The sequence below is a fragment of the Acinetobacter sp. P1332 genome (assembly GCF_044057475.1).
Classification (GTDB): domain Bacteria; phylum Pseudomonadota; class Gammaproteobacteria; order Pseudomonadales; family Moraxellaceae; genus Acinetobacter; species Acinetobacter johnsonii.
This window is the reverse complement of the sequence record NZ_CP171157.1, coordinates 2426738-2444931: the sequence shown is the minus strand read 5'-3', so window position 1 is coordinate 2444931 and position 18194 is coordinate 2426738. Positions and strand designations below refer to the sequence as shown.

The window sequence follows — 18194 nt, the reverse complement described above, 5'->3', positions numbered from 1 at the left end:
CATTTGTAAAAACACTTGGTTTTTAAGAAAAACATTTGTAGATTAATTATTAGGCAGAGCGTATTTAAGGGAAGAGTCGCTTTTGTATAGCTCATTGAGCAAACGGTCTTTGTTTGGGTTTGTTTTAAGCTGTTTGCTGGTTTTAAGTTTGATACCTTCGACGTGGGCACAATATGAAGCTGAGCCCACGCAGTATTATTTGCATCAAAAAAATGTCAATGACATTCAATTCACCGAACAAACCACCAGTTATTTAAAAGGTACATGGTCTTATTATGACCAAGAGCTGATTTCTCAGCCTAATCGTAAACTCCCTTCTAAAACTACCGAATTGCCAATTTCATTTCAAGAACTTACAGGCAGTAATACGGGTTATGGGACTTTTGTCGGTCATTTCAAAATTCCGGATGAATTTATTGGTCGAAGGCTAGCCATTCATATCCCCAATCAAAATTGTGCTTATCGGGTTTATCTCAATGGCGATTTTTTAGTTCGTTTAGGGGATGTCGCGGATAATGCGGGAGCACAGCAAACAGAAAATGCACCGCGGATTGCTTATTTTGTCCCTGACAGCCCCTATTTTACTTTAAGTATACAAGCCTCAAACTTTAACAATTTACGCGGCGGCCTTGAAAGCCCCATGCATATTGGCATTGCTAAAACGATTAATCGACATTATCAGCAACTGATGATGAGTATCGCCATGATCTGTGGCGTGGTGTTTGGTGTAGGAATGTTCACCACCATGTTCTCGATGTTCCGTGGTTCAGATGAACGGAATAGTAAAAGTATTTTTGTTTTTGGTATTTTTATTTTATTTCTTGCCTTACATAATCTTTTTACTGCGCCATATGCTTATACGACCTTCCTAGATATCAACTGGTTGTGGGGCATACGTTTAGAATATTTATTTATCTATTTAGCGGTCATGTTTTTTTTGAGCTATATGTATTTGCTCAATCAGTACTATTTACAGCGTTGGATTTATACCGTTTCCATTTTAGTTTTGACCTTGAATATCGTCATTACCTTGTTATCCGAGCAAGTTGTTTTTGAGCAGCTGGCTTTTTATAGCGCATTTTTCAGTATTGTTATTTTGCTTAATTTTGCCTATGGTTTTTACCTTACTTTAAAGACCAAACAAAAATATTCGAAAATCAATTTATACGCCGTGGTATTGCTGTGTATATCGGTCATTCATGACTTTTTACTAACGCTACATGTGATTGATTCTATTCATCTATCTTTTATCTCTACCAGTCTGTATGCACTTTTGGTGATGTTCCGACAATCACGTAACTATGCTTATCAGACTTACCATACCGAACGTTTAAATAATAATTTAATTGAATTGAATGATTCTTTAGAGCAAAAAGTGCAACAGCGCACCTCTCAATTACATGACTTAAATGAAAAACTCGAATATCAAATTCAAATTGACGCCTTAACAGGCGCCTATAATCGGCGTGCATTGAATCAAGAAATTCAGCAGCGCTTTGTTGAAACACAACAAAATAGTCATGCAACTTTGGTTTTTGCCATGATGGATGTCGATTATTTCAAAAATTATAATGATTACTATGGGCACTTAAAGGGCGACGAAGTCCTGCAAAATCTGGTCAAAGTCATTGGTGCGGTACTGCCACATAATGCTTACTTAGCACGCTATGGTGGGGAAGAGTTTGCCATTGTTTTATATAATGTCCCACTTGTGATTATTAGCCAGATTATGCAAACCGTTTTAGATGCGGTGCGTAGTGCGCGCTTTGAGCATCATAACCGCCTAGATGGCAAAGATTATGTGACTTTGAGTATGGGAGTGTCGTGGATGGATCGTGAAACGAGTTATGCCAATATTCACGACCTTATGAAAGCGGCCGATTTAAAACTGTATCAAGCCAAAGAAGCGGGGCGTGATCAGATGAAAATGCCCAATGAATCATATGAAAATGAGTGATTTTTAGGTGAGTCATGCTTCGGTCAATCACCTTTAGGATAAGAGTTTAACCATAGCCACCATTTTGGGATTTGGGATGTCTTGGACGTGGATTTGAAAGCCATGTTTTTGATAAAAAGAGCATGCCGTTTGGGTGCTTTCTAAACTCATTTGACGAATTTTTTTACGTTTAAGATGTTCAATAACGGTTTCTAATAAGGCTTTCCCAATGCCGCGCTTTTGTTCAGCGGATGAAATATAATTGAGTAAAATACGGCCTTGATCACTGACCATAATAAAACCCACTACGTGCTGATTGAGTATATAGACCCAGCTGTCGTTATAGTGCATCCACATAATCAGGTTGGATTGGGTTTTATTTTCTAGCCAAATTTGAATCGTACTTTCATGGCGATGGTGGTCTTTGATACATGATCGAATACTGTCGTGCACGACATTTAAAATTTCAGGAATGTCCTGAAGTTGGGCTGCCCGTATCATCTTTTCTTCTTAGAGCTATAGAAACAGCTATTTCATGCTAGCGACTGTATTTATTAAATTGAATTACTGTTAGTAGGGATGTAACTTTGTTGTTCAATCGCATTAAGTTAATTATTTTTTATAGTGATTTTGTGAGTGAAAAATCACATATCGTGATGCCTTTCACGTTTGTGCGAATATGTGTTGAATCACTTGAATTGGTCTGAGAGTCAACACCCAATTACAAGTCATCGAATTGAGCGTTTGAGTTCATACGTAGTCTGTTTTAATTAATTTGGTGTTTATTTGAGCGATAATGCTGTATTTTAAAAGTGAATATTTGTTACGAGAGCTGAGCATGGCGACATTTTTACTGATGATTTGCATACTCATTGCTTTGGTTGCGGCATCTATTATTGTAATCAAAATTCAAAAAAAGCACCGCTTTCTGAAGCGACAAAAAAAAGCGGTTGAATCTAAAGCAGCATCTGTGCAAATGGCAACGCATACCAATAGAGCACCTCAGGTTGAGCGTGTTATTGAAGTTGATGCTTATGAACAAGAACTGTTCGATGACGTGGCGACTCTATTTCTAGATCAAGCGATATTGCTCACGGCTGAAGAAGATGCAACGCTGATGCAAAGTACCTTATTGGTCAAAATGCCTGCGAAAACCCAGGCGCAAATCCGCAAAATGGATTTAAATGAATGGTCTATTTTTTGGAGCTTCTATGATCAGTCGCTTGAATACTATGTAAGTCGTTATGGCATGTTTTATACGCATATCGACCGCAGTGGACGCGAGCATAAAAAAAGCCATCGTACTCGTGATTGATCTCCTCGCTTAAGCCTCCGCAGCTTCCATCACAGCCATGGATAACTGTTTAAGAATTCGTTCTGCAACATGAGTTAGATAGAAGTCATCCTGTTTTAAGCGTTTCATTAAAATTGCGCCTTCATAATCGGCAACACTGATTTTAGCCAGTGCCTCAGCTTGAGCAATTGGCATGACCTGCTGGAAGTAGTGGAACAACGCCAACTCCCAATCTTGGAAAATAGACTGAATTTTGAGATGAATTTGTTCAGATAAATGCGGGATTTCCAATGACAGCATCCCGACTAAGCAGCCTTGAACACCAACACTAAAAAAGCTGACAGATTGCTGGTGCAAGTGTTCAAAGCGAACGCAATACTCTAAGTGCGTATCATTCAAAATGCTGAACAATTTATGGTTTAAGTATTGCTGGCTGATTTGCAAAATATCTAAAACCAAAGCTTCTTTATTGGGATAATAATAATAAAATGCTGCTTTACTGAGCCCACAAGACTTTGCTAGTAAATCCATACTGGTGCCTGCATAACCATGGGTTTTAAAGGTTTGCATGCAATGCAACTGGATTTGTTCTTTACTCAGTTTTTGTGGGCGCATAGAGCTTTAACGTTCCGTAGTGGTTGGTGATGATAAATAGCCATCAAAAGTGTTCAGCATATCTTCCCAGATGGCTTCGGCTCCTTGGCGGAAATATCCCATGTGCCCAATTTCTTTTAAACCATAGTCATTGGCTTCAATATTGAGGTAATGCATGTTCGCATCTCGATAATGCTGCATAAATGCATGCCTTGAGTCGGGTAAAGCCCAGTCATCATCCAGTGCTGAAACAGCATAGATTGGGGTTTTGACCTGTGCATACTGTTCTAGTAAGTGTTGTTGCTCGGGATCTGCAAAAAAGTAGGTCGGATTTTTACACCATTTTCGCCATTGTGTGTAGACAACCACAGGTAAATCGGTACCCATTTTTAGCAGGCTCCAAGGCAGATAGCCCTTTAGTGCAACCATCGGCGGGAAAATAATATTCCACATGACGTGCACTTTCATTTTTTCCCGAAATGGCATATAGCCATGCCAACCCGCACCTGTGCCAAAGCAATACATCGCAGTGACTTGGTCATGGTTGTGGGTTAAACCGAGTGCTTGGCCTCCATAAGAGTGTCCAACCACAAAAATAGGTTTGTCATCTTTGCGGATAGAGTCAATGACAGCCGACAAGTCTAGCTGCCCCCAGTCCAAATAGGACATGCCGAAACCTTTGAGTTGCTTCGGTGCAGAAAGCCCTACACCACGATAATCAAAAGTTAGGACTTGATAACCTAGAGCTACTGCATACTCGGCAAAGCGGCGATAGAATTGCTGTGGTACACCTGTTGCACTGGCAACAATGATGTTGGCTTTGATCGGCTCAGATGAGCGATAACGTGTACCAACGAGTACATAACCATCGGTTGCTGAAAATTTTACAGTTTGTTTCTCAATTTGGGTCGAATCTAAATGGGCGGTGGCTTGCATCATCGTTTCTTCTTTTTGTTAAATCCTAAAGTGGCTTCCAGACATTGAGCTTTACTGTCCTTTAAACTGAGCAGGGCGGCGTTGTAGCATCGCCATGACACCTTCTTGGACATCTTGGGTTTTGAGTAGCGGGCTGAGGTGCTCTTGTAAATGTGCAAAGGCATAGTCTGCGCCGTGTTGTACGGCTTGTTGCGCAGAAGCCAGCGTGGCTTGAACGGCGAGTGGTGCTGCTTGTGCAATCGATTCTGCAAGGTTCAATGCTCGCTCTAATGCAGCGTTTGGCGTAGATGCTTCTACAACCTCGGTAATTAAATTGAGATCGAGAGCTACTTGCGCATTGAAGCTGTCACCTGTGAGTAAATAGCGCATAGCCTTGTTCCAACCCGCCGCTTGTACAAAACGAACCGTTGCACCGCCAAAGGGTAAAATGCCTCGCTGTACTTCCATTTGGGCAAATTGTGTATTGGCATCGGCAATCACCACATCGGCATTGAGCATTAATTCAATTCCCGCGGTAAAGCAAAAGCCTTGGACTGCCACAACCACGGGTTTGGTGCGAGGTCTGGAACTGGTGCCCCAAGGGTTAATTTGTGACATGGGAAAGTCGAAAACGCCTGCATTGAGCTTGGGTTGCAACTCAACCAAATCAAGCCCAGCTGTAAAGTGTTCCCCGTGTGCAAAAATTACGGCACAGCGCAGTGAAGGATCATCCTTATATTCGGTGAGGGCCAGTGATAAGTCATGAATCATATGGCTATCGAAAGCATTGCGCTTGGCTGCGCGGTCTAAACCAATTAAAAATAATGAACCGCGAACTTCGCGACTGACACGACCTTGTTGTTCTGACATTTTGATTATCCCTGTATCGTTTTATAAGTTTTTAAACGATTGTTAGAAAACTGTCAAAACTTATGCGTATTCATTCTGTGACTCGACAGTTTGATCCGATTCCCCGAAAAAAGATCGACGTTTAGATTGAGTGGAATTGTCTTGCCTTTATTGAGTTTTTTTTCATAATAGCAGCACTTCTTTGAATACCAGTTGAACCATGTCTAGCTTTGAAATATTTGCAGTCATCATTAGCTTAATTGGGGTGACGTTGACCATTAAGCGCAATATGTGGTGTTGGTGGTTTAACTTCGCTGCTTTCTTGTTATATGGCTATTTGTTTTATACCTATAAGCTATATGGCGAAACCATTTTGCAGTTTTTCTTTGTGGTGGTGAACTTTTATGGTTTTTATCACTGGCTCAAAGGTAAACAACAAGATCATGATATTCGGATTGAACCGATTACAGCTCGGCAAGTGATTTTGCAAATGCTACTTGCCGCTACGGCTGGTGCAGTATTTGGCCTGAGCTTAAAGTATTTGACCGATGCTGCTGTACCGCTATTGGATGCGCAGCTTGCAGCGTTTAGTCTGTTGGCGACCTATTGGACCAGTCGTAAACATATTGCGACGTGGGTGTTGTGGGTATTTGTCGATATTGTTTATGTCGGTATGTTTATCTATAAAGATTTGTTCCTAACCGCGGCTTTATATGCAGGCTTTGTTGGCTTGGCGGCTTTTGGCTGGTGGCAATGGACTCAGGTACGTCATAAACAACAGCTCAAAAGTGTATAGGCTGGGTAGTGTTGATTGATTTTAAACAAATACAATTGGCTCAATTTGAGTCGGTCATTGAACGGTTAAAAGGAAGTCCACAGCAATATTTGGACTTTGCTTCGGTTGCTGATTTTTATCAGGCCACTTGGCTGGGGGATTTACCCAGTAGTGCAAGTTGGGCGGTCACAGGACTGGATGATGGGGCAGAGCATTTTGATATTCGCTTGGCCTGTTTTGAGCGTGTGGTTTTTATTCATATTGCAGATGATATTGTCATACAGAATGGCACACATTGAAATCTAGATCGCGGTATAGTCGGTGCTGGAACATCGTCTATATTTGACTTTTCTACAGGATGACGAGATCCAGTTTTTCAGTCCTGATCAGGGCATGCATGTTTACAAAAACAAAAAATAAAGGATTTAATGTTATGGCACATCAGTTTGTAGTCAATGCCACCATCAACGGTGTTTCATTGGATGACTTCCGTCGACTCGCAGCCAATATCAGCTTACATGAAAATGTTTGTCGTCGTATTCCCGGTGAGAAGTTGGAAATTTTGGAGTCGAATAAAGTCGGTGATATTTATACCCTTAAGCGCGCGTATAATTTGGATGTCAATATTCCCGATATTGCGAAGAAATTTCTTAAAGATGCCTTTCGCTTACAACGTACCGACGTCAGTGATTTAGTTGTGCTCAGTTCGGAAGTCCGTTTAGACCCGAACTTACCTTTAGAAGCTGTGTGCCAACGTAGTGTATCGGGTAATGATGAGCAGATTCACTTTCAACTGGAGTGGACTGTAAAAGTGAAAGTGCCATTAATTGGTGGTATGTTAGAAAAACATGCTGAAGGTGAAATTCGTAAGTTTAGTCAAATCGAGCTGGATATCGTAGAAGATGAACTGCGCCAAAATCTGTATGCAGAAACTTTAAGCTAAAGGCTTTGATCTTATGTTTTCAAAGTAGGCTGCATAAAAAGAAACCCTTCGATTGTTATTACTAGTAAAGTAATTTATATAAAACACATAAAAAAGATCCCTTAATGGGATCTTTTTTATTACTGGAGGAGTAATTTGAAATGAATCTTACTAGAGGGTGTGTTGACACTTTTAGCTTAAAAAAATAGCGAAGTAGTAAAATCAAATCGCCAAACCCAATTTTACTATTCGCTATGCCTCGTACCATGCTGACAGATCAACACTGGCAAAAGTTGAAAGTTATTCTGCGTAATTTATCCATTCACCACAACTCAAATTTACGCAATTTTATTGAAGCTATTCTCTATAGAATTAGAACAGGCTGTCCGTGGCGAGATATTCCTTGTTGTTTTGGTCATTCAAACTCTATTTTCAAACGTTTTAATCGTTGGTCAAGCAGCGGTAAGTTACTTAGATTATTCAAATTACTAGCCTCATGCCCCGATATGGATTGGATTTTTATTGATGGCTCTCATGTACGTGCTCATCAACATTCTGCCGGCATAGCGAATCAATCTATTTCTAAAAGTGTAGGAGGAAACTCCTCAAAAATACATTTGATTGTTGATGCACATGGCAATCCTATTGATTTCATGATTACCGATGGAACCACACATGATGTTAAAGTTGCACCTGATTTAATATCAACATTAGATTTAAAAGAGACAAAAGTGGTATGTGCAGATAAAGGCTATGATTCAGAACCACTGCGTGAACAGATCAGGAAAACAGGGACTAAAGCGAATATACCAAAGAAAACAAATAGCCAATCGAACAATGACCATATGGACTGGTATTTATATAAAATCAGGCATTTAGTTGAAAATATGTTTTGTAGATTAAAGCAATTTAGAGGAATAGCTACTCGATATGACAAGCTCAAAAGAAATTATCAAAGTTCTGTTGCTTTAGCCTGTATATTTTTATGGCTACCTTTATAGGGTTAATTATGAACAGTAAATGTCAACAGACCCTAGTAAAAAATATATAAATTATAAAAACTCAATAACAAGTGCTAAGCCACCGTACTCTGATTAAATGCTTCCAGCACCTCGAAAATAATGTTGTCAGCATCCCCATCATTAAACACACCATCAATCTTTTCATAGTGAATCTGGTTAAATGGTGGTTCATACAATTGAGAGGCTTCTAGCACACTACGCTGAGTCAGATGCTCAATCATCATTTCTATAAAACGAATCTGTTTCTCGTTGTAAGTCGTACCTTGCAGATATTTTGAAACGGCTTGTTGTACTGCTTGGCGATGGTAATGTGGTTTTCATTGGCTTTGATAAAGCTTTCTATACGTTTGCGGTATTGGGCAATGTTGACTCCTGTGACTACTAATAGGAAGGGAAACTTCGGTTGCCGTGCCAATTTCTGCATATTATTATCTAAGTGAACACAGAATATTGTACAGACATGAACAGTGATTCTTGTTTAACTTGGACAGAGGAAGTCTGACTTATAAAATAATTACTGTCTATTCAGACAACTTTCACTCTGATTCATCCAGTACCTTAAGTATAATTCCGAGGTTATTAAAAGATCCAAAAAAATTAGCCCTTTACATATTTATAAAAGGCTATTAAGTTTACAAAATCAGGCCATTTCTAGCTCATTAAATTTCTTAAAATTATTTTTGATTATTTCAAACTCCTGTACGAATTTATCAACTTGATGATCATTTTCATGAATGGTGTTTAAACTCGTTTCAATTTCATTAATTTTCTTACCATATGTTAATTTTAACATTCCCTCGGCATATTCAGATAAGTACTGATAGAAGCTTTCTAATACGGTATTAATAATTTGATATCTTGCAACTTCAAACTCTCTAATCTCTTTATTTGCATTCTCTTGCTCAGAATGTGCGTTATAAAGCTCATATCCTGCCATAAGAACTTGAATTGCTATCGCTCCTTTTCCGGCCCATTTACCTAGAGTTTTTTCCCAACGACCTTTCAAACCTGGAATCTTCATTTTTCTTCCAGCTAACAATATTTGTTTAATATTTTGTTCTTTTGACAATACTTCTAAACCATTTTCAATCAGAGTTTTATATAACTCTTTTCCTTTTAATTCAGGACGATTACGGATGCTCTCTAGATTTGCTTGCCATTTTTGTAAATTCTGTTCATTGTTATCTTCTATTTCTTCTGCTAAAACTTCCATTACTTGCTCTTGTAAGCTCAAGTACAAAGTATTAATTTCGTCTTCTGCTTGTTCTTGGCTTTGAGCATTGTTCAAGATTTCAATTACTTTAGGCTTTGAATGCTGTACTAACGATTTAATTTTATTGTTTATTTTTAAAGTTGATTGAACTGATTGCTGTTCATAGTTTCGTTTATTTTCCAACAATACATCTAATTCTGAAGGTATATTATTTATTTCCAACAGATTATTTTCTAACACATGAAAAAGATGCTCATTTAAATAATTATAAAGTGCTTGCAAATATTGAGGATAATCACTTTCAAAGTCTAACCAATTTTGAAATGCAATTTGAAAATCTTTAAATCCAGATTTACTTAATAGCGCATCTTTTCCTTCTATAGCCCCTTTACATGCAGCACGCAATCTAATTGGGTAAATATTAATTTTAGCTAATTGATCAGTATCAATATTGAAAGAGGAACTTAAGTTAACTAGATTTTCTTGTATCCTTTGAACAATCAACTGACATTTATCTTGCTCTTCCATTTTAAATTGGTGATTAAAAATAACAAAGATACTTTTATTACTTTTTAACATTTCAAACATGCGGTCATATAAATTTTTTGCATCCACATCCGTTTCACGCAATATAAATACAATTGCGTGTATTTGTTTTAAGTATTCATCTGTTACTTGCTGATGCTCTATTGGTGCATTGATTCCAGGAGTGTCACAAATAGTTATGCCATTCCAATGATATTCATCAACTTTATCTGTTGTTGGGATGTCATTTACTTGTGCTACGTCTTTTGCCATTAAAGTATTAATGAAGGTACTTTTACCTGCATTATAGGCACCAAACAACATAACATTGAGCGCAGAATTCAGCTTCTTTTGATTAAATTTTTCAATTACATCAAATAACTCTATTTTTTTCTCTTCATTAATTATGTTAGAGGAATCTAGTAATAGTTTAACCTGATCTACTGCATTTGACATGTGAATCAAATTAGGCAACATTTTTGATCTCCAGCTGATTGTTTTCAATTTTATGTTTAAATGCATTCACAATTTGTTTTAATGCACTATTTTGAGCATCATAATTTTTAAGTTCATTTTTCACTTGTTCAAATGCCTTATCTACAAATTTAGGAATTTGCTGATCAAAGTATGTTTGTAAACTTTCTTCAACATGAAGAGATGAAACACCTACAATCTCTGTCACTGTTTCCGTTTCAACAAACAATTTTTCTCCAGCAAATGTAGAACTAACACCACCGACAATTCCACCTACAATAGCTCCCGCGGCTGTACCAATAGGTCCAGCTCCCAATGTACCCACTGCTGCTCCTGTTGCAGCCCCCCCCACAAGACCACCAAATATACTTGTTGCGGTACTTAAAACTTTTCCCTTACTTTGTTCAATTTCGATAGTATTATTTTCAAAATCTTTAATTTGATCAGAAGAAATTTGATCAGAAATTTTTTGAATTTCTGATACTAATTTACCTAGTGTTTCCGATAATTTTTGATTAAGTAAAGTATTCAACTTTTGATTAATATCTTCGACTAACTTATTTTTATCTTTTTGCTTTGCATGTTTTTCTATTAACTTAGGAACAAGTATTAGCATTTCACTTTGAATATCTAAGGTGATTGTTTTGGCTTGCTTGTCTAGAGTATCTAATGTTGTATCGATCGAAACTTCTACTTCCTTCAATCTGGCTAGGAAATTCTTTTCTAGCATAGATAACATTTTTTCTTTAAGAAAATTTTGTGCCTGCTGCTCACTCTTTCTTAATTTGTATTCACAAGCCTCTTTGAGCAAGCTGCTCATTTCTAACAACAAACGATTTAATCCCGCAGCCTCAGCATCTTGGTTTTCTCTATACATGTAAACTGATATAGAAATTGGCTTTTTTAATACTGATAAGATTGATTGATTGCGTGCTTGAGCATATTGATTTAAACGAGCTTGGACATCTTCTTCTTGAGCCTGACGAGCATGATCAGATTTGTTGATGTAGAATTGTATCAACTCACCATCATCCTCGTCTTCTTCCAAAATATCACTGGCAGTAATAATAGGGAGGAGAGGTTTAGATTTTGAAAGCTCCTCACGTAATTCGTCTAATTCTTGTGTCTGACCGGGTGAACTTGAAGGTGTTAACCATAAGATAGCGTCAGTACAGTCTACAAATTCTTTTGTGAGTGCACCATTTTCCTCAGTGACTGAGTGTAAGCCTGGAGAATCCAACAATAAAAAATGCTGCCCCAATTCAACACCCTGTATTGTAGAGGTCGTTTCTGTGCAACCTTCTTTAAATTTTTCTGTTACTTGAACAATTTTCCCATCCTGCAATGTAAAACGCTTAACTTGATTTGATTCAAATAATTCAGAAATAAAATTGGTGAAGGAACTTTTTCCGGCATTGACTTTACCAAATACTAGAAAAATAATTCGATTTTGATAGGTATTTGCTAACTCCTGCATCTTTAACAGATTAAGAATTTGCTTATCCCATTCTTCAAATAAATTCTTAAGCTCAAAATTCAGACTATCAAATTGTTTAGCTAAAGCACCTCTGCTATTTAATTTTTTCGGCTGACTTAATAACTCGAACATGTCGTGATGCAATTGTTTTTTTTGTTTTTGAATCAATTCATCAGCTTGTTTTGCTTGTTTAATATAGCCAGTTTCAAATTTTTCCAACTGATCGAAGAATACTTGTTTATGCATTTTTTATCTCTTTTAAAGCTTGTATATTAGCGTTGAGCTGTTTTGATTCAACATCTAGATCTTTAATTTCTCTAGATAATTTTTTTGATATTTCAGAATTTGGCCAAATATTTTCAATGTGCGATTTCAATCTATTCAAGCTCGTTTTGTGAATAACTAAACTTTTCAACCGCGTTTGATCATCGGTAGGCAGAGAATACTGCTCAGCTAATTTTAAGAATTCAGTATCCAATAACTTTTTTCTCGCTGTAAGTTTGGCTTTAGCTTCGGCTTCTTTTTGAACAAGTTTAGCATTTTCTCGCTTTTCCTCATTCTCAGCATTTAAACGTGCCTGATCATTGTCAGATGATGAATTGTCATCACTCATTGCAACAGCAGCAACCGCTGCTGCTGCCGCTGCAACCCCTAACCCAATTAGTAATGGTAAAGGCATATTTCCCCCTAAAATTGTTGTTGAATTTTTTGTATTAACTTTTGGACGTCTGTTTGGAAGTTAAGATGAATATTATTTAACTCCTCAATTTTGTGAAGTTTCTTCGTAGAAATTTCCACACTTTTATTTTCTAAACTGGTTAAAATTTGTGTCTGTAAATCTTTATATTCTTCTGACTTTATTTGATTAAAATCAGCTAACTTCTGATGAATCATTTTTTTTAATTCATCGATATTGCTTCTTTGTTGCATGTTGGAACTATTGTTTTTAATACCCTTAAAATAGCGTGTTTGCGATACACTAATTTTTATTAAATTTAGACTCTCTACTTGTTGACTAATGTTATCAAATACCTGTTCAAATTGATCCGATTTTAGTTGATCTTGCTGTGTCAGTACTAGAATGATTTGTGATGGTTTTTTTAATTGAAGTAGCTGAGTCAAATACTCCATTTCCTCTCGATCTAATTCACCCACTTTGACGTTATGAACAAACAAAATTAAATCAGCTTCTTTAGTAACTGCACTATTCGCATGGTCATCATCTTCACCAGCAACATCGGCAGCTAAACCAGGTGTGTCAATCCATGCAACCCCCGTATTTGAATCTACATAGGTTGCATTTTCAGTTGTTGTTCTCTTATCTTCTGCTTTAAAGTGGTCTTCTTTACAAAACAGTGCATTTAATAATGAACTCTTACCATGGTTATATTTTCCATAAACTACAACATTAAAGTCTTGATTACGTTGATTTATATACTCAAAGCGATTTATTTGTTGTTCTAAATGAGGTAATTCTTTCTTTAAATACGCATAATTTACATTATTCTTCATTCATTCTTACTCTATGGTGTAAAGGTAAATTTATTTGTTCTTGCAACGTATTACAAACTTTGGCATTTGCTCTATAAAACTCATTCTTAGACATAACTCCTGTAAAATATTTTTGGTACATATTTTCTATACGACAAATTAATGGTCGATGTTTATATATCACACACCCATCTTCTGGATGATAATAAAAACATCGGCCATCCCCCCGATGAAATTCTTTAAGTGCTTCTATATTCTTAATATTTAAACAACATAAGCCACAGCGCGTACATGGGAACGTCATCTCTATAACCTATGCCACCGCACTCTGATTAAACGCTTCCACTACTTCAAAGATTTCATCAGCATCTCCATCATTAAACACACCATCAATCCCTTCAAAATGAATCTGATTAAATGGTGGTTCATACAGTTGAGAAGCTTCTAGCACACCACGTTGGGTTAAATGCTCAATCATCATTTCAATAAAGCGGATTTGCTTTTCGTTATAGCTTGAGCCTTGTAAATACTTAGAAAAAGCTTCTTGTACCGCCTGACGCTCTAATCCGACCAGAGAACGAATGAAGAGAGGTAAGGATTTTTCAGTCCCAAAACATTCTTCAAATTTATCTCGGCTTTCAACTTCTTGAGCTTCAAAAACAAAACGCTCTAGCTCACTTAAATCAGTCGGTGTAAGAGTCAAACCACGTTTTAACTTTGCAATCGTAATATGATTTTCATTCGCTTTGATGAAACTTTCTACACGCTTACGGTACTGTGCAAAATTGACACCACTTGATACGACAGGAATATCAACCTCTTGCATCTGTCCAATTTCATCGTCTAGCATGGAGTAGACAATGGTCGAGGTCGATTTTTCAATCAGTTTCACCAAACCGCGAATACGTTTACGCATCGCCTCAAGCATTGGCAAGGTAATACCTTTCCAATATTCAACGGTTTGAATGTCTTGAATCAGCGCAATCTGTTCTGCAACAACAGGAATATTTTCTTTGCTTTCCAGTTTAGAAGCAATTTCAATCACTTTATTGGCATAACTCTGAATCGCTGTATTGTTCTTTTCCAATACTGCCAACTCAAGGTTGTAGCAAAGCATATCAAACAGTTTGGCTTCTAAAGTTTCAGGCTCAAGTTGGTTTGGTAATTTAGAAATGTGTTCTCGTAATGTACCGATGGCAAGGTCATCCAAGTTTTTCCAAGCATCATCATTTTTGAAATGTTCAACATGCTCAAGTTCAGATTTCACAATGAAATTCTCATTGTTCATGGACTTCACTTCAGTCTGTAAACTTTGACGCATATCTTGCTGTACAGCTTTTAATTCTTCGGTGGCATCGTCCTTCGCATTCAGTAAACTCAGGATATTTAAACGTGCTTTAAATAGACGTTGTCCTAATGGTTCTGTGGTCGCAACAGGCGCACCATCAGGGTTTTCATTGAAGTATTCAAAGTTAGAACAATAGTCGAAAATAAAGAATTCTTTTTTATCTTTTTCAGGGCTAAATAATTCTTTGCAGAGGCGTGTACCACGCCCAATCATCTGCATAAATTTGACTTTAGAGCGAACCGCTTTAAAGAATACTAAGTTGACCACTTCAGGTACATCAATCCCTGTATCGAGCATATCCACTGAAATCGCAATCTGTGGCTCAGGCAAGTCTTTCTTGCTGAAGTCATCAATCAGGCTTTGTGGATACTTAGTGGCATGGGTAATGACACGGGCAAACTTGCCATCATATTGCGGATAGTTTTCATTGAAGCGATCAGCAATAAACTGGGCATGTTTTTGATTGACGGCAAAGATAATGGTTTTACCAAGACGATCACCGCCTTCGGTTTTAATGCCATTTTCCATCAAGTGCTTGAGCATTAAATCAATCGTGCCTGTATTAAACAGCTCTTTATTAATCTTGGATGCTGAAACTTCTTCAGGTGCATCTTCATCGCCCCAATTTAGACTATCCCAATGTTGTTTTTCTTCTTCAGAGAGTTCGTCATATTTCACGCCTTCACGCATGAATTTAAGTGGGACAGAATAGGCTTTCGGTGGCACAAGATAGCCATCGGCAATCACTTGATCTAAATCATAGTAATCAGTCGGGACACCGCTTTCTAAGCCAAACAGTGCGTATGTATCACGGTCTACTTCATCTCGTGGCGTTGCGGTTAAACCAACAAGCAAACTATCGAAGTATTTAAAAATCTCGCCAAATTTTTGGTAAACGCTACGGTGTGCTTCATCAATAATAATCAGGTCAAACATGCCTGTACCGAATTGGCGTGTACCATCGGCATTTTTTTCGTCAATTAAGCCGATCATGGTTTGATAGGTCGAGAAATAGACTCGACCCACTTGGTTTTTATCCTCAAGCAAATTGACGAATGAGGCATCTTTTAAATTGGCTTTAAAAGCGTTGTGTGCCTGATTGACCAATGAAGTACGATCGGCAAGGAATAAAGCTTTTTGTACCACATTGGCTTTCATCAGCACATCGACCAGTGCAATGGCAGTACGTGTTTTACCTGTGCCTGTTGCCATAATCAGTAAGCCTGCACGTTCTTTACGTTGATAGGCTGCAAGCATGGCTTTGATGGCACGAGTTTGGTAGTAACGCTCGACAATCTCCGCATTGATCGGGAAGCTACTCAAATCAGGGTTGTTCTTACGTCTTTCGATCAGACGCTTGAGTTCTGCTTGTGTAAAAAAACCGTGAACTAAGCGTGGTGGACCACCTTGCACATCATTCCAAATTCGGGTTTTGTAACCATTGGTATAGAAAATGACAGGGCGTTGTCCTGTTTGTTGCTCTAAACAGTCTGCATAGAGCTTGGCTTGTTGCTGTCCAATATCAGGGTCAGTCGATGTACGTTTTGCTTCAACCACCGCCAAAGGCAAGCCATTGGCATCATACAGCACATAATCCACTGCACCTTTACCCGATGGGCTCGGCATACCTGTTACAGCAACTTCCTCTCGAACCGATGTACCGATTTCCCAGCCTGCTTCTTCAAGCATGAGGTCAATTTTAAGTTTTCGAGTTTCGTCTTCTTTATAGTCGGTATGGTCTTCGATTTTGCTGTTGGCAATTTTGGCTTGTTCAACGTCTGCACGTTTTTGTGCAAGTTCAGCATCTATATTTGCAAGTAATTTTTCACGCTCTTCTAAACTGGCGGACAGCTCAAATAGTTTTTGTTCACGTTCCCGTAAAGCTTTATGTTGTTCTGCAAACTGTTTTTCTTTAGCTTCAGTTTCTTTTTGCAGTTGTTCTTTGTTGGCGGTGATTTGCTGAGTATTGTCAGCATTTGGTATGAGTTTTGGGTTAAATAAAATCGATTGTGAACGGTCTTTTGAAGGTGAACCATAGTTACGTTCAAACCAGACATACATCAGAAATAAATGGCTGATGTGTTTTACCGTTTCTTCTGTTGTGAGCTGCTTGAACTTTTTCCCATGAACAGCACTGTTGCCGACCATGCGGATGTTGTCCATTTTGTCCCAAATATAGGGTGGAATCAGGTCTTTAAACTTGAGGTCGTTGAGTAGGTTATGCAGTGACGGATCATAAGGTTGGGTGAGTTTCTTATCGTATTGATACAGCCACAGTACAAGGTTTTCGAGTGATGAACGTGCCGCAGCAAGGGCAAATTGTGGGGATATATACACAAGCTTTTCAGCTTCTTTGGCTGTCGCTGCTAAACTTTTAAATTCAGGCTCTAAAAACGAGAAGTTGCTCATGTATATATTCCCTCATATTTTAAATTAAATTTTATAAAGTTCCGTTAAATGCTTGGTTTTGTAATGATTTGAATAGATTAGAAAACTCAATATTTGAAGTTTCCAATATTTTCTTTTGGTTTACAATGGATTCGACTATAGCTATAAACTTAAGTTGTAAATCCATTGGTGGGATAATTAATTCAAAATTTTTCATGATGGCTGTATTTAGGTTGGGTTGAGTCCCATCTGGAGCGGTATCACGAAAATATTGAGTAATTGAATTAAGAGCTTTTAGTAAAAATAATTTATGTATTTTATCCTCATGAATATCTTGAAATGCTAACCAACCATCGTGAATACATCCTTGAATTTTCAAGATACGTGCAAACCCAAGGCTTACTCCACAATTCGCAAAGATTACACTTCCTTCAGGTAATAGTCTTGTTTTATGTAAGCCTTCTTCAGTAATTGCTTCTTTGGTTTTAGTAATAAATAAATCATCACCTTTAGTAGCATCACCAATTTTGATCCAAGGATAAGTACCACCTAAGAAATTCTCAATTGGTCTTGGCGACCCTCCGCGAACAATCGTCATAAGGGTATCCATTTTTTCTTTCTCCCACCCTTTAGGATTACTGACAGGATCGCCAAACATATCAATAAAGGTGGCTTGTAAAAGCTGATCTAACTTTTCAATCGCTTGCTGACGTTTTTGGCGTAGCTCATCCGCTTGATCTAAAATAGACGCAATTCGGCGTTGTTGTTCAAGTGGTGGGACAGAAATTTTAAGTTTTGAGAAATTTCCTCTAGAAATACGTTGCCTAGTCGTGCCTGTAACATATTCATTAATACGTTGGCGCATAACTGGTGAATTAATGGTATGCATTAACCACCGATTATCAACTTTATTTTGATTAGGGCGAATGATGCAAACGTCTACAACCGTTACACTGATCCTAGACAAAATA

16 protein-coding genes and 3 pseudogenes are annotated in these 18194 nt (G+C 37.8%); 6 read left to right on the top strand and 13 right to left on the bottom strand.

The genetic code is table 11. From position 1 onward, the window contains the following. Positions 1-82 precede the first annotated feature (82 nt). Complete coding sequence (locus tag ACFN7Z_RS11985) at positions 83-1957, top strand: diguanylate cyclase domain-containing protein (protein ID WP_279662095.1); 1875 nt, start codon at positions 83-85, stop codon at positions 1955-1957. A 33-nt stretch (positions 1958-1990) separates the two neighbouring features. Here the strand turns inward: ACFN7Z_RS11985 and ACFN7Z_RS11980 are convergent, their stop codons facing one another. Continuing rightward, positions 1991-2437, bottom strand: a complete 447-nt coding sequence (locus tag ACFN7Z_RS11980; RefSeq protein WP_130235446.1) for a GNAT family N-acetyltransferase — start codon at positions 2435-2437, stop codon at positions 1991-1993. Positions 2438-2774: 337 nt separating this feature from the next. Between ACFN7Z_RS11980 and ACFN7Z_RS11975 the strand changes: the two genes are divergently transcribed. Further along, the gene (locus tag ACFN7Z_RS11975; RefSeq protein ID WP_228259185.1) at positions 2775-3251 is read left to right on the top strand and encodes a hypothetical protein; all 477 of its coding nucleotides are present in this window, start codon (positions 2775-2777) and stop codon (positions 3249-3251) included. A 9-nt stretch (positions 3252-3260) separates the two neighbouring features. On the opposite strand, the gene ACFN7Z_RS11970 is transcribed toward ACFN7Z_RS11975, so the two are convergent. From ACFN7Z_RS11970 to ACFN7Z_RS11960, 3 genes are read right to left on the bottom strand one after another with little or no spacing between them, the layout of a single operon-like run. Continuing rightward, the gene (locus tag ACFN7Z_RS11970) at positions 3261-3845 is read right to left on the bottom strand and encodes a TetR/AcrR family transcriptional regulator (protein ID WP_130235444.1); all 585 of its coding nucleotides are present in this window, start codon (positions 3843-3845) and stop codon (positions 3261-3263) included. Between the two features lie 6 nt (positions 3846-3851). Beyond that, a complete protein-coding gene (locus tag ACFN7Z_RS11965; protein WP_130235447.1) occupies positions 3852-4760 on the bottom strand; it encodes an alpha/beta fold hydrolase in 909 nt (302 codons plus the stop codon). Between the two features lie 51 nt (positions 4761-4811). Beyond that, complete coding sequence (locus tag ACFN7Z_RS11960; RefSeq protein ID WP_159151896.1) at positions 4812-5609, bottom strand: crotonase/enoyl-CoA hydratase family protein; 798 nt, start codon at positions 5607-5609, stop codon at positions 4812-4814. A 199-nt stretch (positions 5610-5808) separates the two neighbouring features. On the opposite strand from ACFN7Z_RS11960, the gene pnuC reads away from it, so the two are divergent. The 4 genes from pnuC to ACFN7Z_RS11940 all read left to right on the top strand — a co-directional run bounded on the left by pnuC (position 5809) and on the right by ACFN7Z_RS11940 (position 8286). Then, positions 5809-6384, top strand: coding sequence for a nicotinamide riboside transporter PnuC (gene pnuC, locus ACFN7Z_RS11955; RefSeq protein ID WP_130235442.1), 576 nt, complete (start codon positions 5809-5811; stop codon positions 6382-6384). An 8-nt stretch (positions 6385-6392) separates the two neighbouring features. Next, positions 6393-6662 (top strand): hypothetical protein, encoded by a 270-nt coding sequence (locus tag ACFN7Z_RS11950; RefSeq protein WP_130235441.1) that lies wholly within the window; start codon positions 6393-6395, stop codon positions 6660-6662. 134 nt (positions 6663-6796) lie between these two features. Continuing rightward, positions 6797-7306 (top strand): DUF2505 family protein, encoded by a 510-nt coding sequence (locus tag ACFN7Z_RS11945; RefSeq protein WP_130235440.1) that lies wholly within the window; start codon positions 6797-6799, stop codon positions 7304-7306. 233 nt (positions 7307-7539) lie between these two features. Further along, complete coding sequence (locus ACFN7Z_RS11940; RefSeq protein WP_130234824.1) at positions 7540-8286, top strand: IS5 family transposase; 747 nt, start codon at positions 7540-7542, stop codon at positions 8284-8286. 74 nt (positions 8287-8360) lie between these two features. On the opposite strand, the pseudogene ACFN7Z_RS11935 reads toward ACFN7Z_RS11940, so the two are convergent. The 9 genes and pseudogenes from ACFN7Z_RS11935 to ACFN7Z_RS19725 all read right to left on the bottom strand — a co-directional run. Next, positions 8361-8726 (bottom strand): annotated as a pseudogene (locus ACFN7Z_RS11935) (type I restriction-modification enzyme R subunit C-terminal domain-containing protein); the annotation flags it as partial. A gap of 221 nt (positions 8727-8947) precedes the next feature. Further along, on the bottom strand, positions 8948-10522 hold the full coding sequence (locus ACFN7Z_RS11930) for a GTPase (RefSeq protein ID WP_165382171.1): 1575 nt from the start codon (positions 10520-10522) through the stop codon (positions 8948-8950). After that, complete coding sequence (locus ACFN7Z_RS11925; RefSeq protein ID WP_130235039.1) at positions 10512-12242, bottom strand: dynamin family protein; 1731 nt, start codon at positions 12240-12242, stop codon at positions 10512-10514. Before ACFN7Z_RS11925 ends, ACFN7Z_RS11930 begins: the two co-directional genes overlap by 11 nt. Next, the gene (locus ACFN7Z_RS11920; protein ID WP_130235040.1) at positions 12235-12675 is read right to left on the bottom strand and encodes a hypothetical protein; all 441 of its coding nucleotides are present in this window, start codon (positions 12673-12675) and stop codon (positions 12235-12237) included. Before ACFN7Z_RS11920 ends, ACFN7Z_RS11925 begins: the two co-directional genes overlap by 8 nt. Positions 12676-12683: 8 nt before the next feature. Then, positions 12684-13508 carry a GTPase gene (locus tag ACFN7Z_RS11915; RefSeq protein ID WP_130235041.1) on the bottom strand — a complete coding sequence of 275 codons (825 nt, stop codon included), beginning with the start codon at positions 13506-13508 and terminating at the stop codon, positions 12684-12686. Then, positions 13498-13791 carry a YkgJ family cysteine cluster protein gene (locus ACFN7Z_RS11910; RefSeq protein WP_130235042.1) on the bottom strand — a complete coding sequence of 98 codons (294 nt, stop codon included), beginning with the start codon at positions 13789-13791 and terminating at the stop codon, positions 13498-13500. The genes ACFN7Z_RS11915 and ACFN7Z_RS11910 overlap by 11 nt, the downstream gene beginning before the upstream one ends. A gap of 9 nt (positions 13792-13800) precedes the next feature. Then, positions 13801-17244 (bottom strand): DEAD/DEAH box helicase family protein, encoded by a 3444-nt coding sequence (locus ACFN7Z_RS11905; RefSeq protein WP_159151877.1) that lies wholly within the window; start codon positions 17242-17244, stop codon positions 13801-13803. 31 nt (positions 17245-17275) lie between these two features. Further along, a pseudogene (locus ACFN7Z_RS19730) lies at positions 17276-17797 on the bottom strand (restriction endonuclease subunit S); the annotation flags it as partial. A gap of 41 nt (positions 17798-17838) precedes the next feature. Beyond that, positions 17839-18112, bottom strand: a pseudogene (locus ACFN7Z_RS19725) (restriction endonuclease subunit S); the annotation flags it as partial. Between the last annotated feature and the right edge of the window lie 82 nt (positions 18113-18194).

Coding starts and splice junctions, on each gene's coding strand:
- ACFN7Z_RS11905 (WP_159151877.1), bottom strand. CDS start 17,244: ATGAGCAACTTCTCGTTTTTAGAGCCTGAATTTAAAAGTTTAGCAGCG.
- ACFN7Z_RS11945 (WP_130235440.1), top strand. CDS start 6,797: ATGGCACATCAGTTTGTAGTCAATGCCACCATCAACGGTGTTTCATTG.
- ACFN7Z_RS11910 (WP_130235042.1), bottom strand. CDS start 13,791: ATGACGTTCCCATGTACGCGCTGTGGCTTATGTTGTTTAAATATTAAG.
- ACFN7Z_RS11925 (WP_130235039.1), bottom strand. CDS start 12,242: ATGCATAAACAAGTATTCTTCGATCAGTTGGAAAAATTTGAAACTGGC.
- ACFN7Z_RS11915 (WP_130235041.1), bottom strand. CDS start 13,508: ATGAAGAATAATGTAAATTATGCGTATTTAAAGAAAGAATTACCTCAT.
- ACFN7Z_RS11920 (WP_130235040.1), bottom strand. CDS start 12,675: ATGCCTTTACCATTACTAATTGGGTTAGGGGTTGCAGCGGCAGCAGCA.
- ACFN7Z_RS11975 (WP_228259185.1), top strand. CDS start 2,775: ATGGCGACATTTTTACTGATGATTTGCATACTCATTGCTTTGGTTGCG.
- ACFN7Z_RS11940 (WP_130234824.1), top strand. CDS start 7,540: ATGCCTCGTACCATGCTGACAGATCAACACTGGCAAAAGTTGAAAGTT.
- pnuC (WP_130235442.1), top strand. CDS start 5,809: ATGTCTAGCTTTGAAATATTTGCAGTCATCATTAGCTTAATTGGGGTG.
- ACFN7Z_RS11965 (WP_130235447.1), bottom strand. CDS start 4,760: ATGCAAGCCACCGCCCATTTAGATTCGACCCAAATTGAGAAACAAACT.
- ACFN7Z_RS11980 (WP_130235446.1), bottom strand. CDS start 2,437: ATGATACGGGCAGCCCAACTTCAGGACATTCCTGAAATTTTAAATGTC.
- ACFN7Z_RS11970 (WP_130235444.1), bottom strand. CDS start 3,845: ATGCGCCCACAAAAACTGAGTAAAGAACAAATCCAGTTGCATTGCATG.
- ACFN7Z_RS11960 (WP_159151896.1), bottom strand. CDS start 5,609: ATGTCAGAACAACAAGGTCGTGTCAGTCGCGAAGTTCGCGGTTCATTA.
- ACFN7Z_RS11930 (WP_165382171.1), bottom strand. CDS start 10,522: ATGTTGCCTAATTTGATTCACATGTCAAATGCAGTAGATCAGGTTAAA.